The organism is Microbacterium sp. Mcb102, from assembly GCF_024519805.1.
GTDB lineage: Bacteria > Actinomycetota > Actinomycetes > Actinomycetales > Microbacteriaceae > Microbacterium.
This window is the reverse complement of sequence record NZ_JALJRG010000002.1, coordinates 383,180-402,389: the sequence shown is the minus strand read 5'-3', so window position 1 is coordinate 402,389 and position 19,210 is coordinate 383,180. Positions and strand designations below refer to the sequence as shown.

The window sequence follows — 19,210 nt, the reverse complement described above, 5'->3', positions numbered from 1 at the left end:
GTCAGAGCACCGAGGCCGCCTGACGCGCCATGCCGACGGCGACATACTCCGCGGCCTCCGGCACCTCGACCGGCAGCTCGAACACCAGCGGGGCGATCTCGCGCACGGCCTGCGACTGGGCGCCCCCGCCCACGAGCAGCACCCGCTCCAGGGGGATGCCGAGCTCGCGCAGCGCGTCGAGCCCGAAGCGCAGCCCGCCGAGCATGCCCTCGACCGCAGCCCGGGCGAGGTTCTCGCGGGTGGTGGAAGCGAGCGTCATGGCGGTCAGGCTCGCGGTGGCATCGGGCAGGTTCGGGGAGCGCTCGCCCTCGAAGTACGGGACGAGTCCGAGTCCGCCGGCGCCGGGTTCCGCGATCAAGGCGAGTGTGCTCAGCCCGTCGTGGTCCACCCCGAGCAGTCGGGCGATCACGTCGAGCACGCGCGCGGCGTTGAGCGTGCAGACCAGCGGCAGGTACCCGCCGTCGGCATCAGCGAACCCCGCGACGATGCCGGTCGGTTCCGCCACCGGACGGTCGGTCACGGCGAAGATCGTGCCCGAGGTGCCGATCGAGACGACGACATCGCCCGTCCGCGCGCCGAGGCCCAACGCGACGGCCGCGTTGTCTCCTGCACCGGGGGCGACGCGACGCGACGCAGCGTCCGTCACGGAGTTCCGCGGTCCGAGTACTCGCGGCAGGATCGCGTCGTGGCCGAGCGCGGCGATGAGCAGCTCGCGGTCATACTCGCCCGTCGCCGGGTTCCAGTAGCCGGTGCCCGAGGCGTCCGACCGGTCGGTCACCAGCTCGTCGAGGTCGGGCCGCTCGGGGCCGAACCCGCGCAGGCGCCAGGTCAGCCAGTCGTGCGGCAGGGCGACGGCGGCGACCCGAGCCGCGTTCTCGGGCTCGTGGTCGCGCAGCCAGCGCAGCTTGGTGATCGTGAACGAGGCGACCGGCACGAGCCCGGTGCGATCGGCCAGGGCTGCGGCCCCGAACTCGCCGATCAGGTCTTCCGCCGCCTGCGCGGAGCGGGTGTCGTTCCACAGCAGGGCGTCGCGGATGACGCGTCCCTGCGTATCGAGGGCGACCAGGCCGTGCTGTTGCCCGCCGATCGCCCAGGCTGCGACGTCGTCGAGGCCGCCGGCATCCGCGATGGCTGCCTGCAACGCGACCCACCACGCCTCGGGATCGACCGACGTGCCATCGGGATGCGGGGCGCGGCCGGAGCGGACGACGGCACCCGTCTCGGAGTCGACGACGACGACCTTGCAGGACTGGGTCGAGGAGTCGACCCCGAGGACGAGTGCCATCGCCGGACTCAGCGCGCGCCGAGCAGGTGCTCGGTGGCGAGCTGCTGCAGGCGCACGAAGCCGAAGCCCTTGCCGCCGAGGTACGCGTTCGCGTCGAAGTCCTCGTAGGCGGAGCGGTCGGCGAGGAAGTCGTCGTACGACTCGCCCTCGTTGAGCGTCGGGGTCGAGAGCTCGGCGACCTTCGCGGCGGCCAGGGCCTCCTGCACCTCGGGGTCGGCGCGGAAGGCTGCGGCGCGCTCCTTCAGCAGCAGGTACGTGCGCATGTTGGCCGCGGCGGAAGCCCAGACGCCCGCCTCGTCCTCGGTGCGCGAGGGCTTGTAGTCGAAGTGGCGCGGGCCGTCGTAGGCGGGGACACCGCCAGGGCCGCCGTTCTCGAGCAAGTCGACGAGCGAGAACGCATTGTGCAGGTCGCCGTGGCCGAACACGAGGTCCTGGTCGTACTTGATGCCGCGCTGACCGTTGAGGTCGATGTGGAAGAGCTTGCCGTGGAACAGCGCCTGGGCGATGCCGGCCGTGAAGTTGAGTCCGGCCATCTGCTCGTGCCCGACCTCGGGGTTCACGCCCACGAGCTCGGGGCGTTCGAGCGAGTCGATGAACGCGATCGCGTGGCCGAGCGTCGGCAGCAGGATGTCGCCGCGGGGCTCGTTGGGCTTCGGCTCGATCGCGAAGCGGATGTCGTAGCCCTTGTCGGTCACGTAGTCGCCGAGCAGGTTCACGGCCTCGCGGTAGCGCTCCAGTGCCGCGCGCACGTCCTTCGCGGAGTCGTACTCCGCACCCTCGCGCCCGCCCCACATGACGAAGGTCTTGGCGCCGAGCTCGGCACCGAGGTCGAGCTGGCGGAACACCTTGCGCAGCGCGAACCGGCGCACCTGGCGGTCGTTGGAGGTGAAGCCGCCGTCCTTGAAGACCGGGGCGCTGAAGAGGTTGGTGGTGACCATCGGAACGATCAGGCCGGTGTCGGCGAGTGCGCCCTTGAGACGGTCGATCTGCGTCTGGCGCTCGGCATCCGTCGATCCGAACGCGAACAGGTCGTCGTCGTGGAAGGTGAGGCCGTAGGCACCGAGCTCTGCGAGCTTCTCGACCGCGTGCACGACGTCGAGCGCCGGACGGGTCGGGCCGCCGAACGGGTCAGTGCCGTTGTAGCCGACGGTCCAGAGTCCGAACGAGAACTTGTCGTCGCGGGTGGGGTTGGGCATGATCGCTCCTCTGCGAATGCTGCGGGCGTGCGGGATGCACGGACGCAATAAGTTGTGCTTCACAACATAACCGATGACAGGTGGCATTCGCACCCCTAAAGTGGGAACGTGCCCCCTGAATCCGCTGCCCCGCGCTCCCGCGAAGCGAACCTGGCGTGGATCCTCTCGATCGTCCACCACGACGGCCCCCGTTCCCGCTCGGCCCTGACCGAGGCCACGGGCCTCAACCGCTCGACCATCGCCGCGCTGGTGGCGGAGCTCGTCGCCGCCGGACTCGTCGACGAGCGGCCGCCGGAATCCTCGGCGCGAGCCGGCCGCCCCTCTCCGGTGGTCGCGCCTTCGGCTGACGTCGTCGCGATCAGCGTGCACCCCGAGGTCGACGCGGTCGAGATCGCCGCCGTCGCCCTCGACCGCAGCATCCGCGTCCGCGAGCGCATCGTCAACACCGGTCAGCCGACCACGGCCGATGTCGCCGCCCTCGTCGCCGAGCGCCTCGAGAGCTGGCGGACGGATGCTCTCGCCGACTGCGCCGTGATCGGTATCGGCGTCGCCGTGCCGGGCCTCGTGCGCTCGGCCGACGGCGTGGTGCGCAACGCCCCGCACCTCGGCTGGACCGACGAGCCGCTGGCCGCCCTGATCCACGAGGCGACCGGCATCCGCACCGCCGTCGACAACGACGCGACCCTCGGTGCGCTGGCCGAACACCTCTTCGGCGCCGGCCGCGGTATCGACGAACTCGTCTACCTCAACGGCGGCGCCTCCGGCATCGGTGGTGGCCTCGTGATCCATGGTCTGGCCGCCACCGGCGCGAGCGGCTACGCGGGCGAGTTCGGGCACAACCGGCCCGGCATCGACGGCGCCGACCGTCGCACCGACGACGGCGTGCTGGAAGACGAGGTGAATCGCCGGCACCTCCTCGACCTGCTCGGGCTCGACGACGCCGACGACGACGAGCTCGCCGCAGCCCTCGCCGCCACGGAGGCGCCCGAGGTGCACGCGGAACTGGTGCGGCAGGCCAAGATCCTCGGAAGTGCGCTGGCGAACGCGGTCAACGTGCTCAATCCGGCTCTCGTTGTTCTCGGTGGCTTCCTGGCGCTCGTCGACGAGGGGGCGCACGACCTGCTGGTCGACGAGGTCTCGCGGTTGGCGATGCCCGAGAGTGCTGCCGCGGTCGCGATCCGCGCCGCCGAACTCGGCTCCGACCGGCTGCTCGTCGGTGCAGCGGAGTTGGCGTTCCGCCCGCTGTGGGGGAGCACCAGGGCGTTCGACGCGTCCCGCTGAGCGCAGGATCCGCCGGCCGGAATACTCCCGGTCCTCCCGCCGCGGCCGAACACTACGCTGAGTCTCGTGACGAACTCGCGCGACATGGTCCACATCCCCGGCGGCACGTTCCTGATGGGGTCGGATGACTTCTATCCCGACGAACGGCCGGCGCACGAGCGCGAGGTCGAGTCGTTCTTCATCGACCGCTATCAGGTGACGAACGCGCAATACGCCGAGTTCGTCGGCGCCACCGGATACGTGACCGTCGCCGAACGAGAGCTCGATCCCGCCGCGTTCCCCGGAGCCGATCCCGCCGACCTCGTTCCCGGGGCGATGGTCTTCACTCCGACCGCCGGTCCGACGAATCTGGGTGACTGGCGCAACTGGTGGCGCTGGCAGCCCGGGGCGTTCTGGCGCAAGCCGTTCGGCCCTGACTCGTCGATCGATGACCGGCTGCAGCATCCGGTAGTCCACATCGCGTTCGAGGATGCCGTGGCCTACGCCGACTGGGTGGGGATGCGGCTGCCCACCGAGGCCGAACACGAATACGCGGCGCGGGGAGGACTCGAGGGTGCGGCCTTCGCCTGGGGCGACGAGGCGTACCCCGACGGGGTCGCACAGGCGAACTCGTGGCTCGGACGCTTCCCGTACGACAATCAGGGCGTCGGCGGCACGGCGCCCGTCGGCTCGTACCCGCCCAACGGTTACGGCCTCTACGACATGATCGCGAACGTCTGGGAGTGGACGACCGACTTCTACACTCCGCGCCACCTCCGCCTCTCGGACACCCCGGTCGATGCCGGCAAGCGCACGAACCTGCTCGCCGCCGCCAGTGCGCAGGAGGGTTTCCCCGACATCCCGCGCCGTGTGCTCAAGGGCGGATCGCACCTCTGCTCCCCGGACTACTGCCTGCGCTTCCGGCCCGCCGCGCGCTCGCCGCAGGCCGAGGACACCGGGATGTCGCACATCGGATTCCGGCTCACCCGCTCCGTGTGAGGGCCCCTGGGCACACGCCCGGAATACTGCTTGGCTTCGACCGAGGGCACGTGCCCACCTCACCGGTCGAAGCTAGGAGTCACTCATGGCCGAGAAGCCCAACATCCTCATCATCTGGGGCGATGACATCGGCATCAGCAACCTCAGCACCTATTCCGACGGTCTCATGGGCTATCGGACGCCGAACATCGACCGCATCGCCGACGAGGGCGTGAAGTTCACCGACTACTACGGCGAGCAGAGCTGCACCGCGGGGCGGGCGGCCTTCATCACGGGGCAGAACCCCTACCGCACCGGTTTGACGAAGGTGGGTATGCCGGGGGCCAAGCTGGGTCTCCAGCCCGAGGACCCCACCATCGCCGATGCGCTCAAGCACCACGGCTACGCCACCGGACAGTTCGGCAAGAACCACCTCGGTGACCGGGACGAGCATCTGCCGACCGCCCATGGTTTCGACGAGTTCTTCGGCAACCTCTATCACCTCAATGCGGAGGAGGAACCGGAGCACCCGGACTACCCGACGGATGAGGAGTACCCCGGGTTCAGTGAGAAGTTCCGACCGCGCGGGGTGCTGCACACCTGGGCGAACGGAGACGGTACGCAGCGCATCGAAGACACCGGTCCGCTGACGAAGAAGCGCATGGAGACGGTCGACGAGGAGTTCCGCGACGCGGCCGCCGACTTCATCCGCACGCAGGCCGCCGACGACACCCCGTTCTTCGTCTGGTTCAACTCGACGCACATGCACTTCCGCACGCACACCAAGGAAGAGAGCAAGGGGCGAGCGGGGCGCTGGCAGTCGAACTACCACGACACGATGCTCGATCACGACGATGTCGTGGGTAGTCTGCTCGACCTGCTCGACGAGCTCGGGCTGGCCGAGAACACCATCGTCATGTACTCCACCGACAACGGTCCGCACATGAACAGCTGGCCGGATGCGGGCATGACCCCCTTCCGCAACGAGAAGAACTCGAACTGGGAGGGTGCCTACCGGGTGCCCGCGATGGTCCGCTGGCCCGGGCACATCCCCGCGGGGACGACGCTCAACGGCATTGTGAGCCACAACGACTGGTTCGTCACGCTGCTCGCGGCCGTCGGTGACGACGACGTGGCCGAGCGGTTGAAGTCCGGGACCGAATTGCACGGGACCGAGTACAAGGTGCACCTCGACGGACACAACCAGCTCGACTACATCACGGGTGCGGTCGAGCACAGTCCGCGTCGACACTTCTTCTACGTCTCGGACGACGGCGACCTGACGGCGCTGCGTTTCGAGAACTGGAAGCTCGTGTTCCTCGAGCAGCGCGCCGCGGGAACCCTGCTGGTGTGGCAGGAGCCGTACATCGAGCTGCGCTTCCCGAAGCTGTTCAACCTGCGCACCGATCCGTTCGAGCGGGCGGACATCACGTCGAACACCTACTGGGACTGGGTTATCGACCGCATCTTCCTGTTCGTGCCGGCCCAGGCGTACGTGGCGCGCATGCTGCAGTCGCTCGCCGAGTTCCCGGCACGGCAGGAGTCGGCGTCGTTCACGATCAACCAGGTGATGAAGAAGCTGAACACCACCGCCGGCAACTCCTGAGTCTTGAGCGGGTGACCTCCGGGTCACCCGCTCAAGATGAAAACCCCTGTCGGTCGCCATCGACGGTCGATAGTTTCTGGAGAGGTGGCGGATTCACCGCCGCTCTCACCTGAACCGATGAGGGACCTGATGAAGACATATCACGAGGGCGAGCGGTTCCCAGGCCGTATCGGTCGCACGTATGAGGAATCCGAACCGGCATTTCCGATGCCGCCGACAGCGCCGGAAGGCGCACCGAACGTCCTGTACATCGTCATCGACGACATCGGATTCGGATGGATCGATGCCTTCGGTGGTCTGATCCACACCCCGAACATCTCTCGGCTCGCCGACGGCGGCCTGCGCTACACCTCGTTCACCACGACGGCGCTGTGCTCACCGACCCGCTCGTGTCTGCTCACCGGTCGCAACCATCACTCGGTGGGAATGGCGAACATCCCCGAACTCGCGAGCGGGTTCCCGGGCTACAACGCCCGCCAGCCGCAGAACAAAGCCGGGATCGCGGCGATGCTCCACGATCACGGATACACGAGCTTCTGCATCGGCAAGTGGCACAACACGCCGTCCGAGGAGACCGGGATCTCCGGGCCCTACGATCGCTGGCCGACCGGCCCCGTGTTCGGGTTCGACCGGTTCTACGGTTTCCTGGGCGGCGATTCCGACCAGTGGTATCCGAAGCTCTTCCTCGACAGGGAGGCGATCGACCAGCCGCGGCTCCCGGAGGAGGGATACCACCTTTCCGAGGATCTGACGGAGCGGGCGATGAGCTGGATCGCCCAGCACAAGTCGCTGTCACCGGACAAGCCGTGGTTGACCTACCTGGCTTTCGGCGCGATGCACGCGCCGCACCACATCTGGCCGGAATGGGCGGACCGGTACAAGGGCAAGTTCGATTCGGGCTGGGACACCTACCGCGAGGAGACACTCGCAAGGCAGAAGGCGATGGGCATCGTCCCGGAGTCGGCGGAACTGTCGCCGATGCTCGAGGGCGTGCCCGAGTGGGACACCCTCTCGGCAGACGAGAAGCGTCTTTTCGCCCGCATGGCCGAGGTCTACGCCGGCTACATGGAACACACGGACGAGCAGATCGGCCGATTGATCGACTTCCTCGAAGAGACCGAGCAGCTGGAGAACACCCTCCTCTTCGTGTTCGTCGGCGACAACGGCTCTTCCGGTGAAGGCACCCTGAACGGTCTGTTCAACGAGCAGTCCGTGACGATCTTCGCCGGAGAGCCGCCCGAGACGGTCGAGCGGAACGTGGAGCGCATGGATCAGCTGGGTCAGCCCGGGTCGTACAACCACTATCCGGTCGGGTGGGCGTTCGCGGGGAACACGCCGTTCAAGCTGTGCAAGCAGTACACGCACTGGGGCGGTGTGCGCAACCCGATGGTGGTCCACTGGCCGGCCGGGATCAGCGCCGCCGGTGAGCTGCGCCATCAGTATCACCACGTCACCGACATCGTGCCGACCATCCTCGATGCGGTCGGCGTCGAAGCGCCGCGCTTCGTCAACTCCGTGCAGCAGGCGGAGATCGAGGGCGAGTCGATGCAGTACACCTTCGAGGCCGAACCCGACGCCCCGTCGACGCACGTGACCCAGTACTTCGAGATGCTCGGAAACAGGGGCCTGTACCACGATGGCTGGAAGGTGGTCACTTATCACGGACGCAAACCGTGGGAGAACGCCGCCGCATGGTCGTTCGATGAGGACAAGTGGGAGCTGTACCACGTCGCCGAGGATCCGGCCGAGGCCCACAACCTCATGGAAGGCAAAGACGCGAGCAATCTCGACGATCCCGATGTGCGCAAGTGCATCGATCTCGTGTCGCTGTGGTGGGCAGAAGCGGGCAAGTACCAGGTGCTGCCTCTCGATGACCGGTTCCAGGCGCGCGCGCTCGATCGGGAGGCGCTGTACGCCGTCAACCCGAAGACGACCTGGTACGAGGGTGCCGTGCGCATCCAGCCGTTCGAGGCCCCGCCGACGCTCAGCCGGTCCTGGTCGATGAGCGCCGTCATCGAGGTTCCCGACGGCGGTGCGACCGGTCCTATCGCGGCGATGGGCGGCGACTCGTCCGGATGGAGCCTGTACTTGAACGACGGCGTCCCGACGTTCTGCTACAACTTCCCCGGGCCGGAGCTGACCTACATCCGCGGGACCGAGAAGCTCAGCCCCGGGCGTCACACCATCGACTACGTCTTCGAGAAGACGGGGCCGGAACCGCTCGGTGCCGGGGGCGTCGGACGGATCACCGTCGACGGAGCCGCGGTCGCCGACGGCGAGATCCCGCGAACGTGCACGGTCGGATACTCCATGGACGAGACGTTCGACATCGGATGGGACAAGGGGTCACCCGTCTCGGAGGACTACGGTCCCATTGCCGAGTTCACCGGGAAGATCATTCGCGTCGATTTCGATTCGCAGCCGGATCTGCACCCCGACCACGACGACCATCACGCGCAGCACCACGTCACCCAGGCGATGATGCGGCAGTAGGAGTACGCGACGAACGCCCCGCCCTCCACGCAGGAGGGCGGGGCGTTCTGCCGTCCTGCGGAGCTTCGCGTCCCCTCGGTTGCTCAGCCGCGAGGCGGGCCGGACGACTGACGGATGATGAGCTCGTGCGCGGTCTCGATCGTCCGCGCCTCGTCGCTCGCCGGGCGGAGGATGAGCGAGACGGCGTGCTGTCCCATCTCGAACATCGGGATGCGCGCGGTGGTGAGGGCGGGCGCGACATCCGGGGCGACGGAGATGTCGTCGAAGCCGACGACCGACATCTCTTCCGGCACACGGATGCCGTGCTGTCGCAGTTCGCTGAGGATGCCGATGGCCATGGCGTCGTTGAGGCCGACGATGGCGGTGACGTCGCGGTCGAGCAGTTCGCGGGCCCCGGCGATGCCGCCCTCGCGGGTGAACTCGTGGGAGACCACGACGAGCTCCAGGTCCGGATCGCTCGTGCCCTCGCGGAGCCCGGCGATGCGGTCGGCGACCGTGTTGAGGTCGAGCGGGCCGGCGACGACGCCGATCCGGCGGTGCCCCAGCTCGGCGAGGTGGCGTCCGACCGAGATGCCCGCCCGGTGGTTGTCGGGCAGCACCGCGTCGACCGGAAGGTGGTGGCGGCCGATGACCGCGGCACGGCCTCCGGACAGGGTGAAGTCCAGCAGCGCCTCGGTCATGCCCTGCTCGCGTCCGGGATCGGCGTATCCGGAACCGGCGATGATGATCGAGCCGACGCGCTGGCGCAGCAGCGACTTCACCTGTGCGAGCTCGCTGTCGGGGGTGCGGTCGGCCTGGGCGATCTGCACGGACCGGTTCTCGAGCGTCGCACTGCGGATCACGCCGCTGGCGATGTCGGAGAAGTAGGGGTCGCCGATCTCGTGCACCACGAGGCCGATCGTCGGCACGAGCCCGCCGGCGAGTCCTCGCGCATGCATGTTGGGTTCGTAACCGAGCTGCTTCGCGATGACGCGCACGTGCGCCGCCACTTCGGGAGAGATGCCGGAGCCTCCGGTCATCGCCCGCGACGCGCTCGCCAGGGAGACCCCTGCGGTTTCGGCCACATCGATGAGTCGTGGCGCGCCTTCACGCTTCACGAAACCTCCCCCTTGTGGAGCAAGATCAACGCTGATTGCGAGGTAGGTTGCTCTTCGTTCTTCGGTCCCACTATAGTGGCGGAAGCGCTTACGAAAGCGCTTTCGCTACGATGACGTAGGAGACTCGGATGACTGCACCCAGACACGGTCGACGGATCGCGGCAGCGATCGGAACGCTGTCGATCGCCGCGCTCACGGTTTCGGCCTGCTCGGCCCCCGGCGATCAGGCGGAGGGGGGTGGATCCGACGATCCGATCGTCATCGGCATCTCTCTGCCGCTCACCGGCGACTTCTCCGAACCCGGCAAGGGCGTCGAGCGAGGCTACGAGGCCTGGCGCGACATCGTCAACGAGAACGGCGGCCTCCTCGGACGCCAGGTCGAGCTCAAGATCCTCGACGACCAGTCCAACGCCGACCGCGTGGTCTCGGACTACGAGTCGCTGATCGCACAGGACGGCGTCGACCTCGTGTTCGGCCCGTTCTCCACGCGACTCGTCGTTCCCTCGGCGCGCGTCGCCCAGGAATACGGCATGCTCTTCGTCGAGCCGGCCGGTGCGGCGGAGGAGGTCTTCGAGCAGGGCTTCGACAACCTCTTCTACGCGGCCCCCGCGATCGCGAACGACCACTACAACAACCTCGCGGACTACCTGCTCGCGCTTCCCGAGGAGGAGCGGCCCGAGACGGTCGCCGTCGCCGCGATGGACGACCCCTTCGCGCAGGGCACCGCCTACGGCCTCAGGGACAAGCTCGAAGAGGGCGGGGTCGAGGTCGTCGTGAACGAGGTCTACCCGCCGAACACGACCGACTTCTCCACCATCGCGGCCAAGATCGCGCAGTCGGATGCCGACATGGTGATCGGCGGCACGCAGTATCAGGATGCCGTCAACCTGATCATCGCGCTGCAGCAGCTGAACTATCAGCCGGAGCTCGCGGCGTTCTCGACCGCACCGACGAACCCCGAGTTCGCCGCTGCGATCGGCGGTGCGACCGAGGGCATCCTCGCCCCCACCGGCTACTCGCCGAAGTCGCAGTTCCCCAGCAACATCGAGTTCGTCGAGAAGTACACCGAGATGCACGGCAACCCGCCGTCCGAGGACGAGGCCAACGCCTACACGACCGGTCAGGTCGTCGCCGCTGCGGTCGAGGCCGCGGGCTGCGCCGAGCAGGGTGAATGCCAGCAGGAGCTCATCGACTGGCTGCGCGACAACTCCGTGGAGACCGTCGTCGGCGAGCTCAGCTGGGACGAGACGGGCAAGCCCACCGGCGCGCACCTCATCCAGCAGTGGATCGACGGCGAGATCCTGATCGTCCTCCCGGACGACGTCAAGGAAGCCGACTTCCTCTTCCCGAAGCCGACGTGGTGATCCGCACATCGTGAGTGGAGCACTGCTGCTGCAAAGCCTGATCCTCGGCATCCTGCTGGGAGGGCTCTACGCCCTCCTGGCGGCCGGGCTCACGCTGTACTTCGGAATCATGCGCGTCGTCATGATCGCGCACTCCGCCTTCCTCATCCTGGCCGCGTACCTCGCGTGGTGGTTCAACCGGGAGACCGGCATCGACCCCCTCGTGTCGCTCGTCGTCACGGTGCCCCTGTTCTTCCTGACGGGGGTCGTGATGCAGCGACTGCTCGTCTCGAGGCTCAAGCCCCTGACCCTGACCATGATGTCGGTGCTGCTCACCTTCGCCGTGGCACTGATCATCGAGGGGGCGCTCGGGTTCTTCTTCACCGGCACCCAGCGCCGCATCCCCCTGCCGTATGCGAGTGCGAGCCTCGACTTCTTCGGCGCGCAGGTGCCGGTGGTCAAGCTCATCGCCTTCGGGCTGGCGGCGGTGGCCCTCGCGCTCCTGTTCGTGCTGCTGAAGTACACGAAGTTCGGGCAGGCGCTGCGGGCGACGATCCAGCACCCCGAGGCCGCGCGACTGGTCGGCATCAACACCGACCGGGTCGCCGGCTACGGGTTCGGACTCGGGCTCGCCACGGCGGCGATCGGCGGCACCGCGCTCTCGCTCGACGCCACGATCTACCCGTCGCTGCACTGGCACTGGATCGGACCGCTCATGGCGATCATCGTCGTCGGCGGACTCGGCAGCATCCCGGGTGCCGCCATCGCGGCTCTCGTCCTCGGCGTCGCACAGAGCCTGCTCCAGCTCCCGCTGGGGCCGACCTGGGCACAGACGGTGTTCTACGTCGCCCTGTTCGCCACGCTCATGTTCCGTCCGCAAGGATTCTTCGGAGGTCGTCTTGCCCAGCGTTTCTAGCAGAGAGCCGATCCCCACCGAGACGGTTGTGATCGCTCCTCCCGCCCCCGTGCGGCGCTCGTCGTCGAAGTGGGTGCGGATCGTCCTCCTCGTCGTGGGCGCAGCCCTCGTCCTCTCCTTCCCGACCATCGCCCCGAACCCGTACATCCTGTCGGCGGGCGTCGTCATCCTCAACTACGCCGTGCTGTCGACGGGGTGGAACTTCATGGGCGGGTTCACGGGCTACATCTCCCTCGGACACGCCGCCTACTTCGGGCTCGGCGCCTACGGCACCGGCCTCCTCATCAAGTACCTGGCGCTGCCCGGCTTCGTCGCCTGGATCCTCGCGGCCGTGCTCGTCTCGATCATCGCGATCCCGATCGGCATCGCCGCCCTCCGGGTGCGCGGAGCCTCGTTCGTGATCGTGTCGATCGCCTTCGTGCTGATCATGCTGCTGGTGTTCCAGAGCTGGCGCGAGGTCACCGGTGGCTCCGAGGGACTCAACGTCCCGCGTCCGTTCGACGTGCTGCGGCCCGAGCACCACCGCATCTTCTACTACCTGTTCGCCGGCCTCCTGGCCTTCGCACTGGTGGTCTGGTGGATCATCGACCGGTCCAAGTTCGGCACCGCGCTCAAGTCGGTCCGCGAGGATGAAGACAAAGCGCAGGCCCTCGGCGTGCCCACCACGCGGTACAAGCTGATCGCCTACGTGCTGTCGGCACTCTTCGTGTCGCTGGGCGGCGGACTCTACGCGCTGTGGTTCGGAGACCTGGATCCCATCTTCCAGTTCTCGATCCTCATCGGCTCGTACATGGTGCTGATGGCGCTGCTCGGCGGGGTGCGCAACCTCTTCGGTCCGCTGCTCGGCGCCGTCGTCGTCGGTCTCGCGCTCGAGTATTTCAAGCTCGAGTTCGGCGACACGCAGTTCCACCTCATCGCCACCGGCATCCTGCTCGGCATCGTCGTGCTCTTCATGCCCGACGGCATCATCCCCGCCGTGAAGGGACTGTTCACGCGGTCGTCGAACGCGGCATCGATCCGCGAGTTGACCGCCGGCCAGCTGCTCGAGCAGAACGAGAAGCGGGCGGCGGATGCGTCGGCCCGAACAGCGGATGCCTCGACGAAGGAGACGTCGTCATGAACGCCCCCACGGCACAGCCCACGACGCTGGAGAGCCTGAGCACGGTCGAGATGACCAAGTCCTTCGGCGGCGTCACCGCCGTCGACGGTGCGACGGTCACCTTCCAGGAGGGCAAGGTCAACGGTCTGATCGGGCCGAACGGCTCGGGTAAGACCACCTTCTTCAACTGCGTGACCGGCATGATCAAGCCCGACTCGGGCGAGGTGCGGTACCGGGGGCAGGCGATCACCCGCAAGTCGCCCGACCGCATCGCCCGTGCCGGCATCGGCCGCAGCTTCCAGCTGTGCCGGGTCTTCCCTCGCATGACCGTGATGGAGAACCTGCTCGTGGCGGTGCGTAGCACGAGCATCCGCCAGCAGCTGCGCTCGGCGCACGATCCGGAGGAGTTGGAGCGGGCGCGCGGCTGGCTGCGGCGCGTCGGCATCGATCACCTCGAGCATGCCGAGGCACGCAATCTCAGCTACGGCCAGCAGAAACTGCTGGAGCTGGCGGGCGTGCTCATGGGCGAACCCGACACGATCATGCTCGACGAGCCGGCCGGTGGGGTGAACCCCGCCCTCATCGGACGCATCGCCACCCTGGTGCGCGAGCTCAACGAAGAGGGCAAGACGTTCATCATCGTCGAGCACAACATGGAGATGGTCATGAGCCTGTGCGACCACGTCGTGGTGTTCGACCGCGGGCGCCAGATCGCCGAGGGAACGCCTGAGATCATCCAGCAAGACCCGCGAGTCCTGGAGGCCTACCTTGGAGTCTGAAGCGAAGAACCTGCTCGAGCTGCGCGACATCGAGGCCGGCTACGGCCGGGCGGCGCTCGTGCTCCGTGGGCTCACCGTCGAGGTGCCGCCCGGATCGGTCGTCTGTCTCGTCGGGCCCAACGGCGCCGGCAAGTCGACCGTGCTCAAGGTGGCATCCGGCATGCTCAAGCCCCGCTCGGGCAGCATCCGCGTCGATGGTCGCGACATCACCGGCGAGGGACCGCAGTCGATGCTGCGCCACGGGCTCGCGCACGTCCTGCAGGGGCACAGCGTGTTCCGGGAGATGACGGTCGGCGAGAACGTGATGCTCGGGGCCTTCACCCTCAAGGATCAGAAGGTCATCCAGGAGCGCGTCGATTTCGTGCAGAACCTCTTCCCCATCGTGGGGGAGCGGTGGAAGCAGCTCGCCGGCCTGCTCTCGGGCGGTCAGCAGAAGCAGGTCGAATTCGCGCGGTCGCTCATGGTGAGCCCGAAGGTCGTTCTTCTCGACGAGCCGTCGATGGGCCTCGACCCCAAGACGACCGAGAAGGTGTTCGAGCAGATCGTGCGCATGCGCGATGCGGGCACCGCCGTGCTGCTCGTCGAGCAGAACGCGCGACGGGCGCTCGAGACCGCTGATATCGGGTGTGTGCTCGACCTCGGCCGGGTGCACATCTCGGGTCCGGCATCCGAGCTCCTCGCGGATCCGACCCTCGCCGCGCTGTATCTCGGCGGCAAGCCCACCGTCCCCGACGCGGGATGAACCTCCGGCGGGAGGAGGCAGCGACTGCCTCCTCCCGCCTTTCTCGTCCATCCGACGAAAGCGCTTGCGAAAGCGTTTCCGCCCCCGAGCCGCAGTACCGTTCCACGCCTTCTCCGCTGCAGTGCCGCCCCGGAGAAGGCGGCACGACCCATCGGCACGACACCACACGACGACGACGTTGAGAGGTTTCTGATGCACGAAAGATCCATGCGACCCGCGAGTTCGAGCACTCGATCGGCAGCACCTCCTCCTCGATCCTTCGGGGTGCGGCGAACGGGTGCGCTGGTCGCCGCGGCGGCCGTCGTCGGAGCCCTGCTCACCGCGACCCCCGCTGCCGCGGCGGAAACCTTCACCGAGCTGGTCGACTTCGAGGCGTATGAGCGCGTCGCGCTGAACGGGCAGGACGGATGGACGTCGTCTGCGGCTCCGCGTGTGATCGCCGACCCGCTCAACGGCAACAACCAGGTCGTCGAGTCCGTGGGTGGCGGGCAGCAGTCGTATCGCGCGATCCCGGCCATCGCCGAGGGTGACACCGGCACGCTGTTCTTCCGCTTCCTGCGCACCGGCAGCGTCGACACCTCGTTCGGCCTCACCGATGTGGATGCGCCGAACGACTACGTGAACAGCCGCGCCTACGTGAACAACCAGAACGACGACGTGCTGCGCGTGCGCGACGGCGGCGCCTTCAAGCCCGCGGGCGTGTGGTCGAAGGACGCCTGGCAGTGCGTGTGGATCGTCGCCGACAACGCGACCGACAAGGTCACCGTGTACAGCCAGGGCGGCGCGTACGAGGAGCAGACCCGTCTCCCGGAGGGCACCGAACAGCAGTTCGGCTTCCGCCAGGCGGTGAACGGCGCGCTCGACCGGTTCTTCTGGAAGAACGGCGCCACCAGCACGGGACGGCTCCTGCTCGACGACGTCGCCGTCGACAACACGGGGGAGAACCTCGCGATCGCCACCGGCAACCCCGGCGACTGCGCACCGGGCGGCACGGCGAACGAGCCGTTGCTCAACCCGCTCCCCGACCCCGCGCTGGCCGACCTCGGCATCGAGGTGACCGAGCTCGCACAGCTGCCGAAGTCACAGACGACCCCGGCCACGCAGGACCAGCGTCTGGTGCGGCACAACCGCATCACGCACCTCGACGAGGTACCGGACGATTCCGGCCGGCTGATGGTCCCCGACAACAACGACATCCTCTATCTGGTCGACAAGGAGTCGGGCGAGTACGTGCCGTACCTCAACGTCCGGAACGAGTTCATCGACAACTTCCACAACAGCGCGGGGCTCGGCACGGGTCTCGGATCGGCCGAGTTCCACCCGGACTTCGCCGAGAACGGGCTGTTCTACACCGTGCACACCGAGGGCGGCACGGCGCTGACCGAAGACACCCCGGACTTCCCGGCCTTCGGTACCACCGCGTTCCACAGCGTGATCACCGAGTGGAAGGCCGATGACCCGTCGGCGGCGACCTTCGCCGGCACGCACCGCGAGGTCATGCGCATCCCGTTCGCGGGCCGCGTGCACACCGTGCAGCAGATCGCGTTCAACCCCACGGTGTCGGAGGGCGATGCCGACTACGGCAACCTCTACATCCTCGTCGGCGACGGCGGCAACGGCGTCGGCAACGGCAACCCGCAGGACCTGGCGACGCCCCAGGGCAAGATCCTGCGCGTGAACCCCACCGGTGACGACAGTGAGAACGGCGAGTACGGCGTTCCGGCCGACAACCCGTTCGTCGATGACGCGGATGCGCTGCCGGAGATCTACGCCGTCGGCATGCGCGACCCGCACCGCATCAGCTGGGACACCGAGGGCGACCACACCATGTACCTCGCGCACATCGGCGAGTGGCAGGTCGAGTCGGTCTACGCCGTCGAGCCGGGAGACAACTTCGGCTGGTCGGTGCGTGAGGGCTCGTTCCTGGCCGAGAACCGGCAGATCTTCCCGCTGCCGAAGGACGACGCGGAGAACGGCTTCACCTATCCGGTGGCCGCCTACGACCATAACCGCGACCCCGGTCAGACCGGCGATGCGGGAGTGGCCGTGAACGGCGGATTCGTCTACCGCGGCGACATCCCCGAACTCCAGGGCCGCTACCTCTTCACCGATCTGGTGCGCGGTTGGGTGCTGTCCACCGATGCCGAGGAGATGGTGCGCAACGACGGCGACATCGACGACCTCGCCACCATCGAGGAGCTGCGGGTCTTCGCCGACGGCGAGGAGACCACGTTCCAGGAGCTGGTCGGCGACAAGCGCGTCGACCTGCGGTTCGGCTCCGACGCCGACGGCGAGCTGTACCTCGTCTCCAAGGCGAACGGCAAGATCTGGAAGGTCACGGGGGCGCGCTCGGTCGATGAGTCGACCAACCCGTTCGTCCTCCCGGCGCTCGCGCCGAACCTCGTCACGCACCACGACTTCGACCACCCGGATGCGGCGAAGCCGACGATCGAGGTCGACCAAGGTCGTTCCGGCACCGACATCTCGCTGATCAACGGCGGGGTCGAGATGCGGGTCGCCGACCGGGCCTACCCCGGTGCGGGCGAGGCGCTGCAGACCCAGCAGATGAGTCCGCGGACCGCGTCGAACGACGACTGGAAGGCGGGCATCTACGACGCGAACGGGGTCGAGTCGCTGGACGCGTTCGCCGGTACGGACAAGGCCTCCGTCATGGGCTGGTTCAAGCCGACCGGCGATCACCCGGCACTGAACTCGGGCACCGCGAACCCGGACGACGTGTACAACGCGATCGGTCTCGCGGGCGTGCTCACCGGCACCTCCGACGGACACGCGGTGCGGGCGCTGCTCGAGGTCATCACGGTCGACGGCGAGCTCAAGCTCGTGGCGCTCGGGCGTCGTGTCGACGGTGCCGGCTCCTGGACGTTCGCGGCCGACCTGCCGTGGAACGAGATCCTCAAGAAGGGGCAGTGGGTGCATCTCGCGGCGACCTTCGACTTCGCGGCGGGCGAGATGAAGCTGTTCATGAACGGCGAGGAGCTGGCGGGGAAGTACACCGCGGCCAACCCGTGGGGTGAGGGATCCACGTCCGACACCGCACCGGCCGGCATCAAGATCGGCGGCAGCTTCCCGCAGAACACGCGCGAAGCCAACCCGTTCAACGGGCGGATGGACGACATCATGCTGCTCGACACCGTGCCGACGGCCGAACAGGTCGCCGCACAGTACGCGCTGTACGCGGTGCCCCCGGTCGAACCGCCGACGCCGCCCACCTGCACGCCCGACGGCGAGGTCATCACCGACGTGATGGCGGAGGGCGACTGGGCGCCGCGGACACCGGCCAAGTGGGACTTCCCCGGCGACGAGGTCGTGCTCACCGAGGCGGGCACCAACCCGAACGACGGCATCCGCCGACCGTTCGAGTACGCCGTCCTCACCGAAGGACCGGAGCTCGGATCGTTCGACCTCACCGGCCAGGTGCGGATCGACGAGAAGGCCTCCGTGAACAACCGCGACGTGATCATCGTCTTCGGCTGGAAGTCGGACACGGAGTACTACTACGCGCACCTCTCGCAGGACAACTCGATCTACCCGCACAACGGCATCTTCAAGGTGAACAAGGCCGACCGTGAGCGGATCGACGACCAGTGGGACGGCGCGGTCGGTGCTCCGCCGGCGGTCACCGACGAGGAGTGGCACGACGTGCGCGTGGTCCGCTGCGTGGACAGCGGCGACATCGCCGTCTACGTCGACGGACTCGACGCCCCGCTGATGACCGCGAACGACAAGACGTTCCCCGAGGGTCGGGTGGGCTTCGGCTCGTTCGACAACTTCGGGCGTCTCCGCGACCTCTCGGTCACGGCGGCGGCGACGGACACCACGGCTCCCGCGGCGACCGTCAAGAGCGGCGCGGAGTTCACGGTCGGTCGCGACGGCGTCTACAGCCAGGTGTCGTTCAAGCTCCACGACGAGGGGAAGATCGATCGGCTGACCCTCAACGGCGTCGAGAAGGATCTGACCGACAACGTCTGGTCCGACCTGAACCACGTGAAGCCGGGAGTGTTCGGCGCCGTGGCCGGCGCGAACACGCTGGTCGTGTACGACGTGGCGGGCAACGCCACCACCCTGAAGTTCACGCTCGACGTCACGGCTCCCGCCGTGACGGTCAAGGAGGGTGGCCAGTACACCGTGGGCGCCAACGGCTCCTACAGCCTGGTGTCGTACAAGCTCAACGACGGCGGCAAGGTCGATCGGCTGACGGTCAACGGAGTGGCGAAGGATCTGACCGACAACGTCTGGTCCGACCTCAACTTCGTGAAGCCGGAAGCGTTCGGCGCCAAGGTCGGGGCGAACACGCTGGTCGTGTACGACGTGGCGGGCAATGCCACGACCGTGCCGTTCACGCTGACCGGCGCCGGCGGGTAGTCGCGATCTCGGACGGCGCGGCCTCGGGGGCGG

General features: G+C 67.9%; 13 protein-coding genes. 10 read left to right on the top strand and 3 right to left on the bottom strand.

Annotated elements, in window-relative coordinates; all coding sequences use genetic code 11:
* Position 1: 1 nt before the first annotated feature.
* Complete coding sequence (gene xylB, locus OC372_RS08220; protein WP_262001467.1) at positions 2–1,285, bottom strand: xylulokinase; 1,284 nt, start codon at positions 1,283–1,285, stop codon at positions 2–4.
* An 8-nt stretch (positions 1,286–1,293) separates the two neighbouring features.
* Positions 1,294–2,481, bottom strand: a complete 1,188-nt coding sequence (gene xylA / locus OC372_RS08215) for a xylose isomerase (RefSeq protein ID WP_167634617.1) — start codon at positions 2,479–2,481, stop codon at positions 1,294–1,296.
* Between the two features lie 108 nt (positions 2,482–2,589).
* Here xylA and OC372_RS08210 point away from each other — a divergent pair, with 108 nt between their 5' ends.
* From OC372_RS08210 to OC372_RS08195, 4 genes are all read left to right on the top strand, one after another.
* Positions 2,590–3,762 (top strand): ROK family protein, encoded by a 1,173-nt coding sequence (locus OC372_RS08210; protein WP_262001466.1) that lies wholly within the window; start codon positions 2,590–2,592, stop codon positions 3,760–3,762.
* A gap of 84 nt (positions 3,763–3,846) precedes the next feature.
* Positions 3,847–4,740 (top strand): formylglycine-generating enzyme family protein, encoded by an 894-nt coding sequence (locus OC372_RS08205; RefSeq protein ID WP_262001579.1) that lies wholly within the window; start codon positions 3,847–3,849, stop codon positions 4,738–4,740.
* An 85-nt stretch (positions 4,741–4,825) separates the two neighbouring features.
* Positions 4,826–6,325, top strand: a complete 1,500-nt coding sequence (locus tag OC372_RS08200) for an arylsulfatase (protein WP_262001465.1) — start codon at positions 4,826–4,828, stop codon at positions 6,323–6,325.
* A gap of 129 nt (positions 6,326–6,454) precedes the next feature.
* Complete coding sequence (locus tag OC372_RS08195; RefSeq protein WP_262001464.1) at positions 6,455–8,818, top strand: arylsulfatase; 2,364 nt, start codon at positions 6,455–6,457, stop codon at positions 8,816–8,818.
* A gap of 83 nt (positions 8,819–8,901) precedes the next feature.
* On the opposite strand, the gene OC372_RS08190 is transcribed toward OC372_RS08195, so the two are convergent.
* Positions 8,902–9,915 carry a LacI family DNA-binding transcriptional regulator gene (locus tag OC372_RS08190; protein ID WP_262001463.1) on the bottom strand — a complete coding sequence of 338 codons (1,014 nt, stop codon included), beginning with the start codon at positions 9,913–9,915 and terminating at the stop codon, positions 8,902–8,904.
* Positions 9,916–10,043: 128 nt separating this feature from the next.
* On the opposite strand from OC372_RS08190, the gene OC372_RS08185 reads away from it, so the two are divergent.
* The 6 genes from OC372_RS08185 to OC372_RS08160 all read left to right on the top strand — a co-directional run bounded on the left by OC372_RS08185 (position 10,044) and on the right by OC372_RS08160 (position 19,177).
* Positions 10,044–11,279 (top strand): amino acid ABC transporter substrate-binding protein, encoded by a 1,236-nt coding sequence (locus OC372_RS08185; protein WP_262001462.1) that lies wholly within the window; start codon positions 10,044–10,046, stop codon positions 11,277–11,279.
* Positions 11,280–11,289: 10 nt separating this feature from the next.
* Entirely contained in the window at positions 11,290–12,174 is an 885-nt protein-coding gene (locus tag OC372_RS08180) for a branched-chain amino acid ABC transporter permease (RefSeq protein WP_029262173.1), read from the top strand.
* A gap of 28 nt (positions 12,175–12,202) precedes the next feature.
* Entirely contained in the window at positions 12,203–13,294 is a 1,092-nt protein-coding gene (locus OC372_RS08175; protein ID WP_258134128.1) for a branched-chain amino acid ABC transporter permease, read from the top strand.
* The gene (locus tag OC372_RS08170) at positions 13,291–14,052 is read left to right on the top strand and encodes an ABC transporter ATP-binding protein (protein WP_262001461.1); all 762 of its coding nucleotides are present in this window, start codon (positions 13,291–13,293) and stop codon (positions 14,050–14,052) included. Before OC372_RS08175 ends, OC372_RS08170 begins: the two co-directional genes overlap by 4 nt.
* Positions 14,042–14,794, top strand: coding sequence for an ABC transporter ATP-binding protein (locus OC372_RS08165; RefSeq protein ID WP_029262176.1), 753 nt, complete (start codon positions 14,042–14,044; stop codon positions 14,792–14,794). The genes OC372_RS08170 and OC372_RS08165 overlap by 11 nt, the downstream gene beginning before the upstream one ends.
* Before the next feature lie 264 nt (positions 14,795–15,058).
* Positions 15,059–19,177, top strand: coding sequence for a PQQ-dependent sugar dehydrogenase (locus OC372_RS08160; protein WP_262001460.1), 4,119 nt, complete (start codon positions 15,059–15,061; stop codon positions 19,175–19,177).
* Positions 19,178–19,210 lie beyond the last annotated feature (33 nt).

Coding starts and splice junctions, on each gene's coding strand:
- xylB (WP_262001467.1), bottom strand. CDS start 1,285: ATGGCACTCGTCCTCGGGGTCGACTCCTCGACCCAGTCCTGCAAGGTC.
- xylA (WP_167634617.1), bottom strand. CDS start 2,481: ATGCCCAACCCCACCCGCGACGACAAGTTCTCGTTCGGACTCTGGACC.
- OC372_RS08205 (WP_262001579.1), top strand. CDS start 3,847: ATGGTCCACATCCCCGGCGGCACGTTCCTGATGGGGTCGGATGACTTC.
- OC372_RS08200 (WP_262001465.1), top strand. CDS start 4,826: ATGGCCGAGAAGCCCAACATCCTCATCATCTGGGGCGATGACATCGGC.
- OC372_RS08195 (WP_262001464.1), top strand. CDS start 6,455: ATGAAGACATATCACGAGGGCGAGCGGTTCCCAGGCCGTATCGGTCGC.
- OC372_RS08185 (WP_262001462.1), top strand. CDS start 10,044: ATGACTGCACCCAGACACGGTCGACGGATCGCGGCAGCGATCGGAACG.
- OC372_RS08170 (WP_262001461.1), top strand. CDS start 13,291: ATGAACGCCCCCACGGCACAGCCCACGACGCTGGAGAGCCTGAGCACG.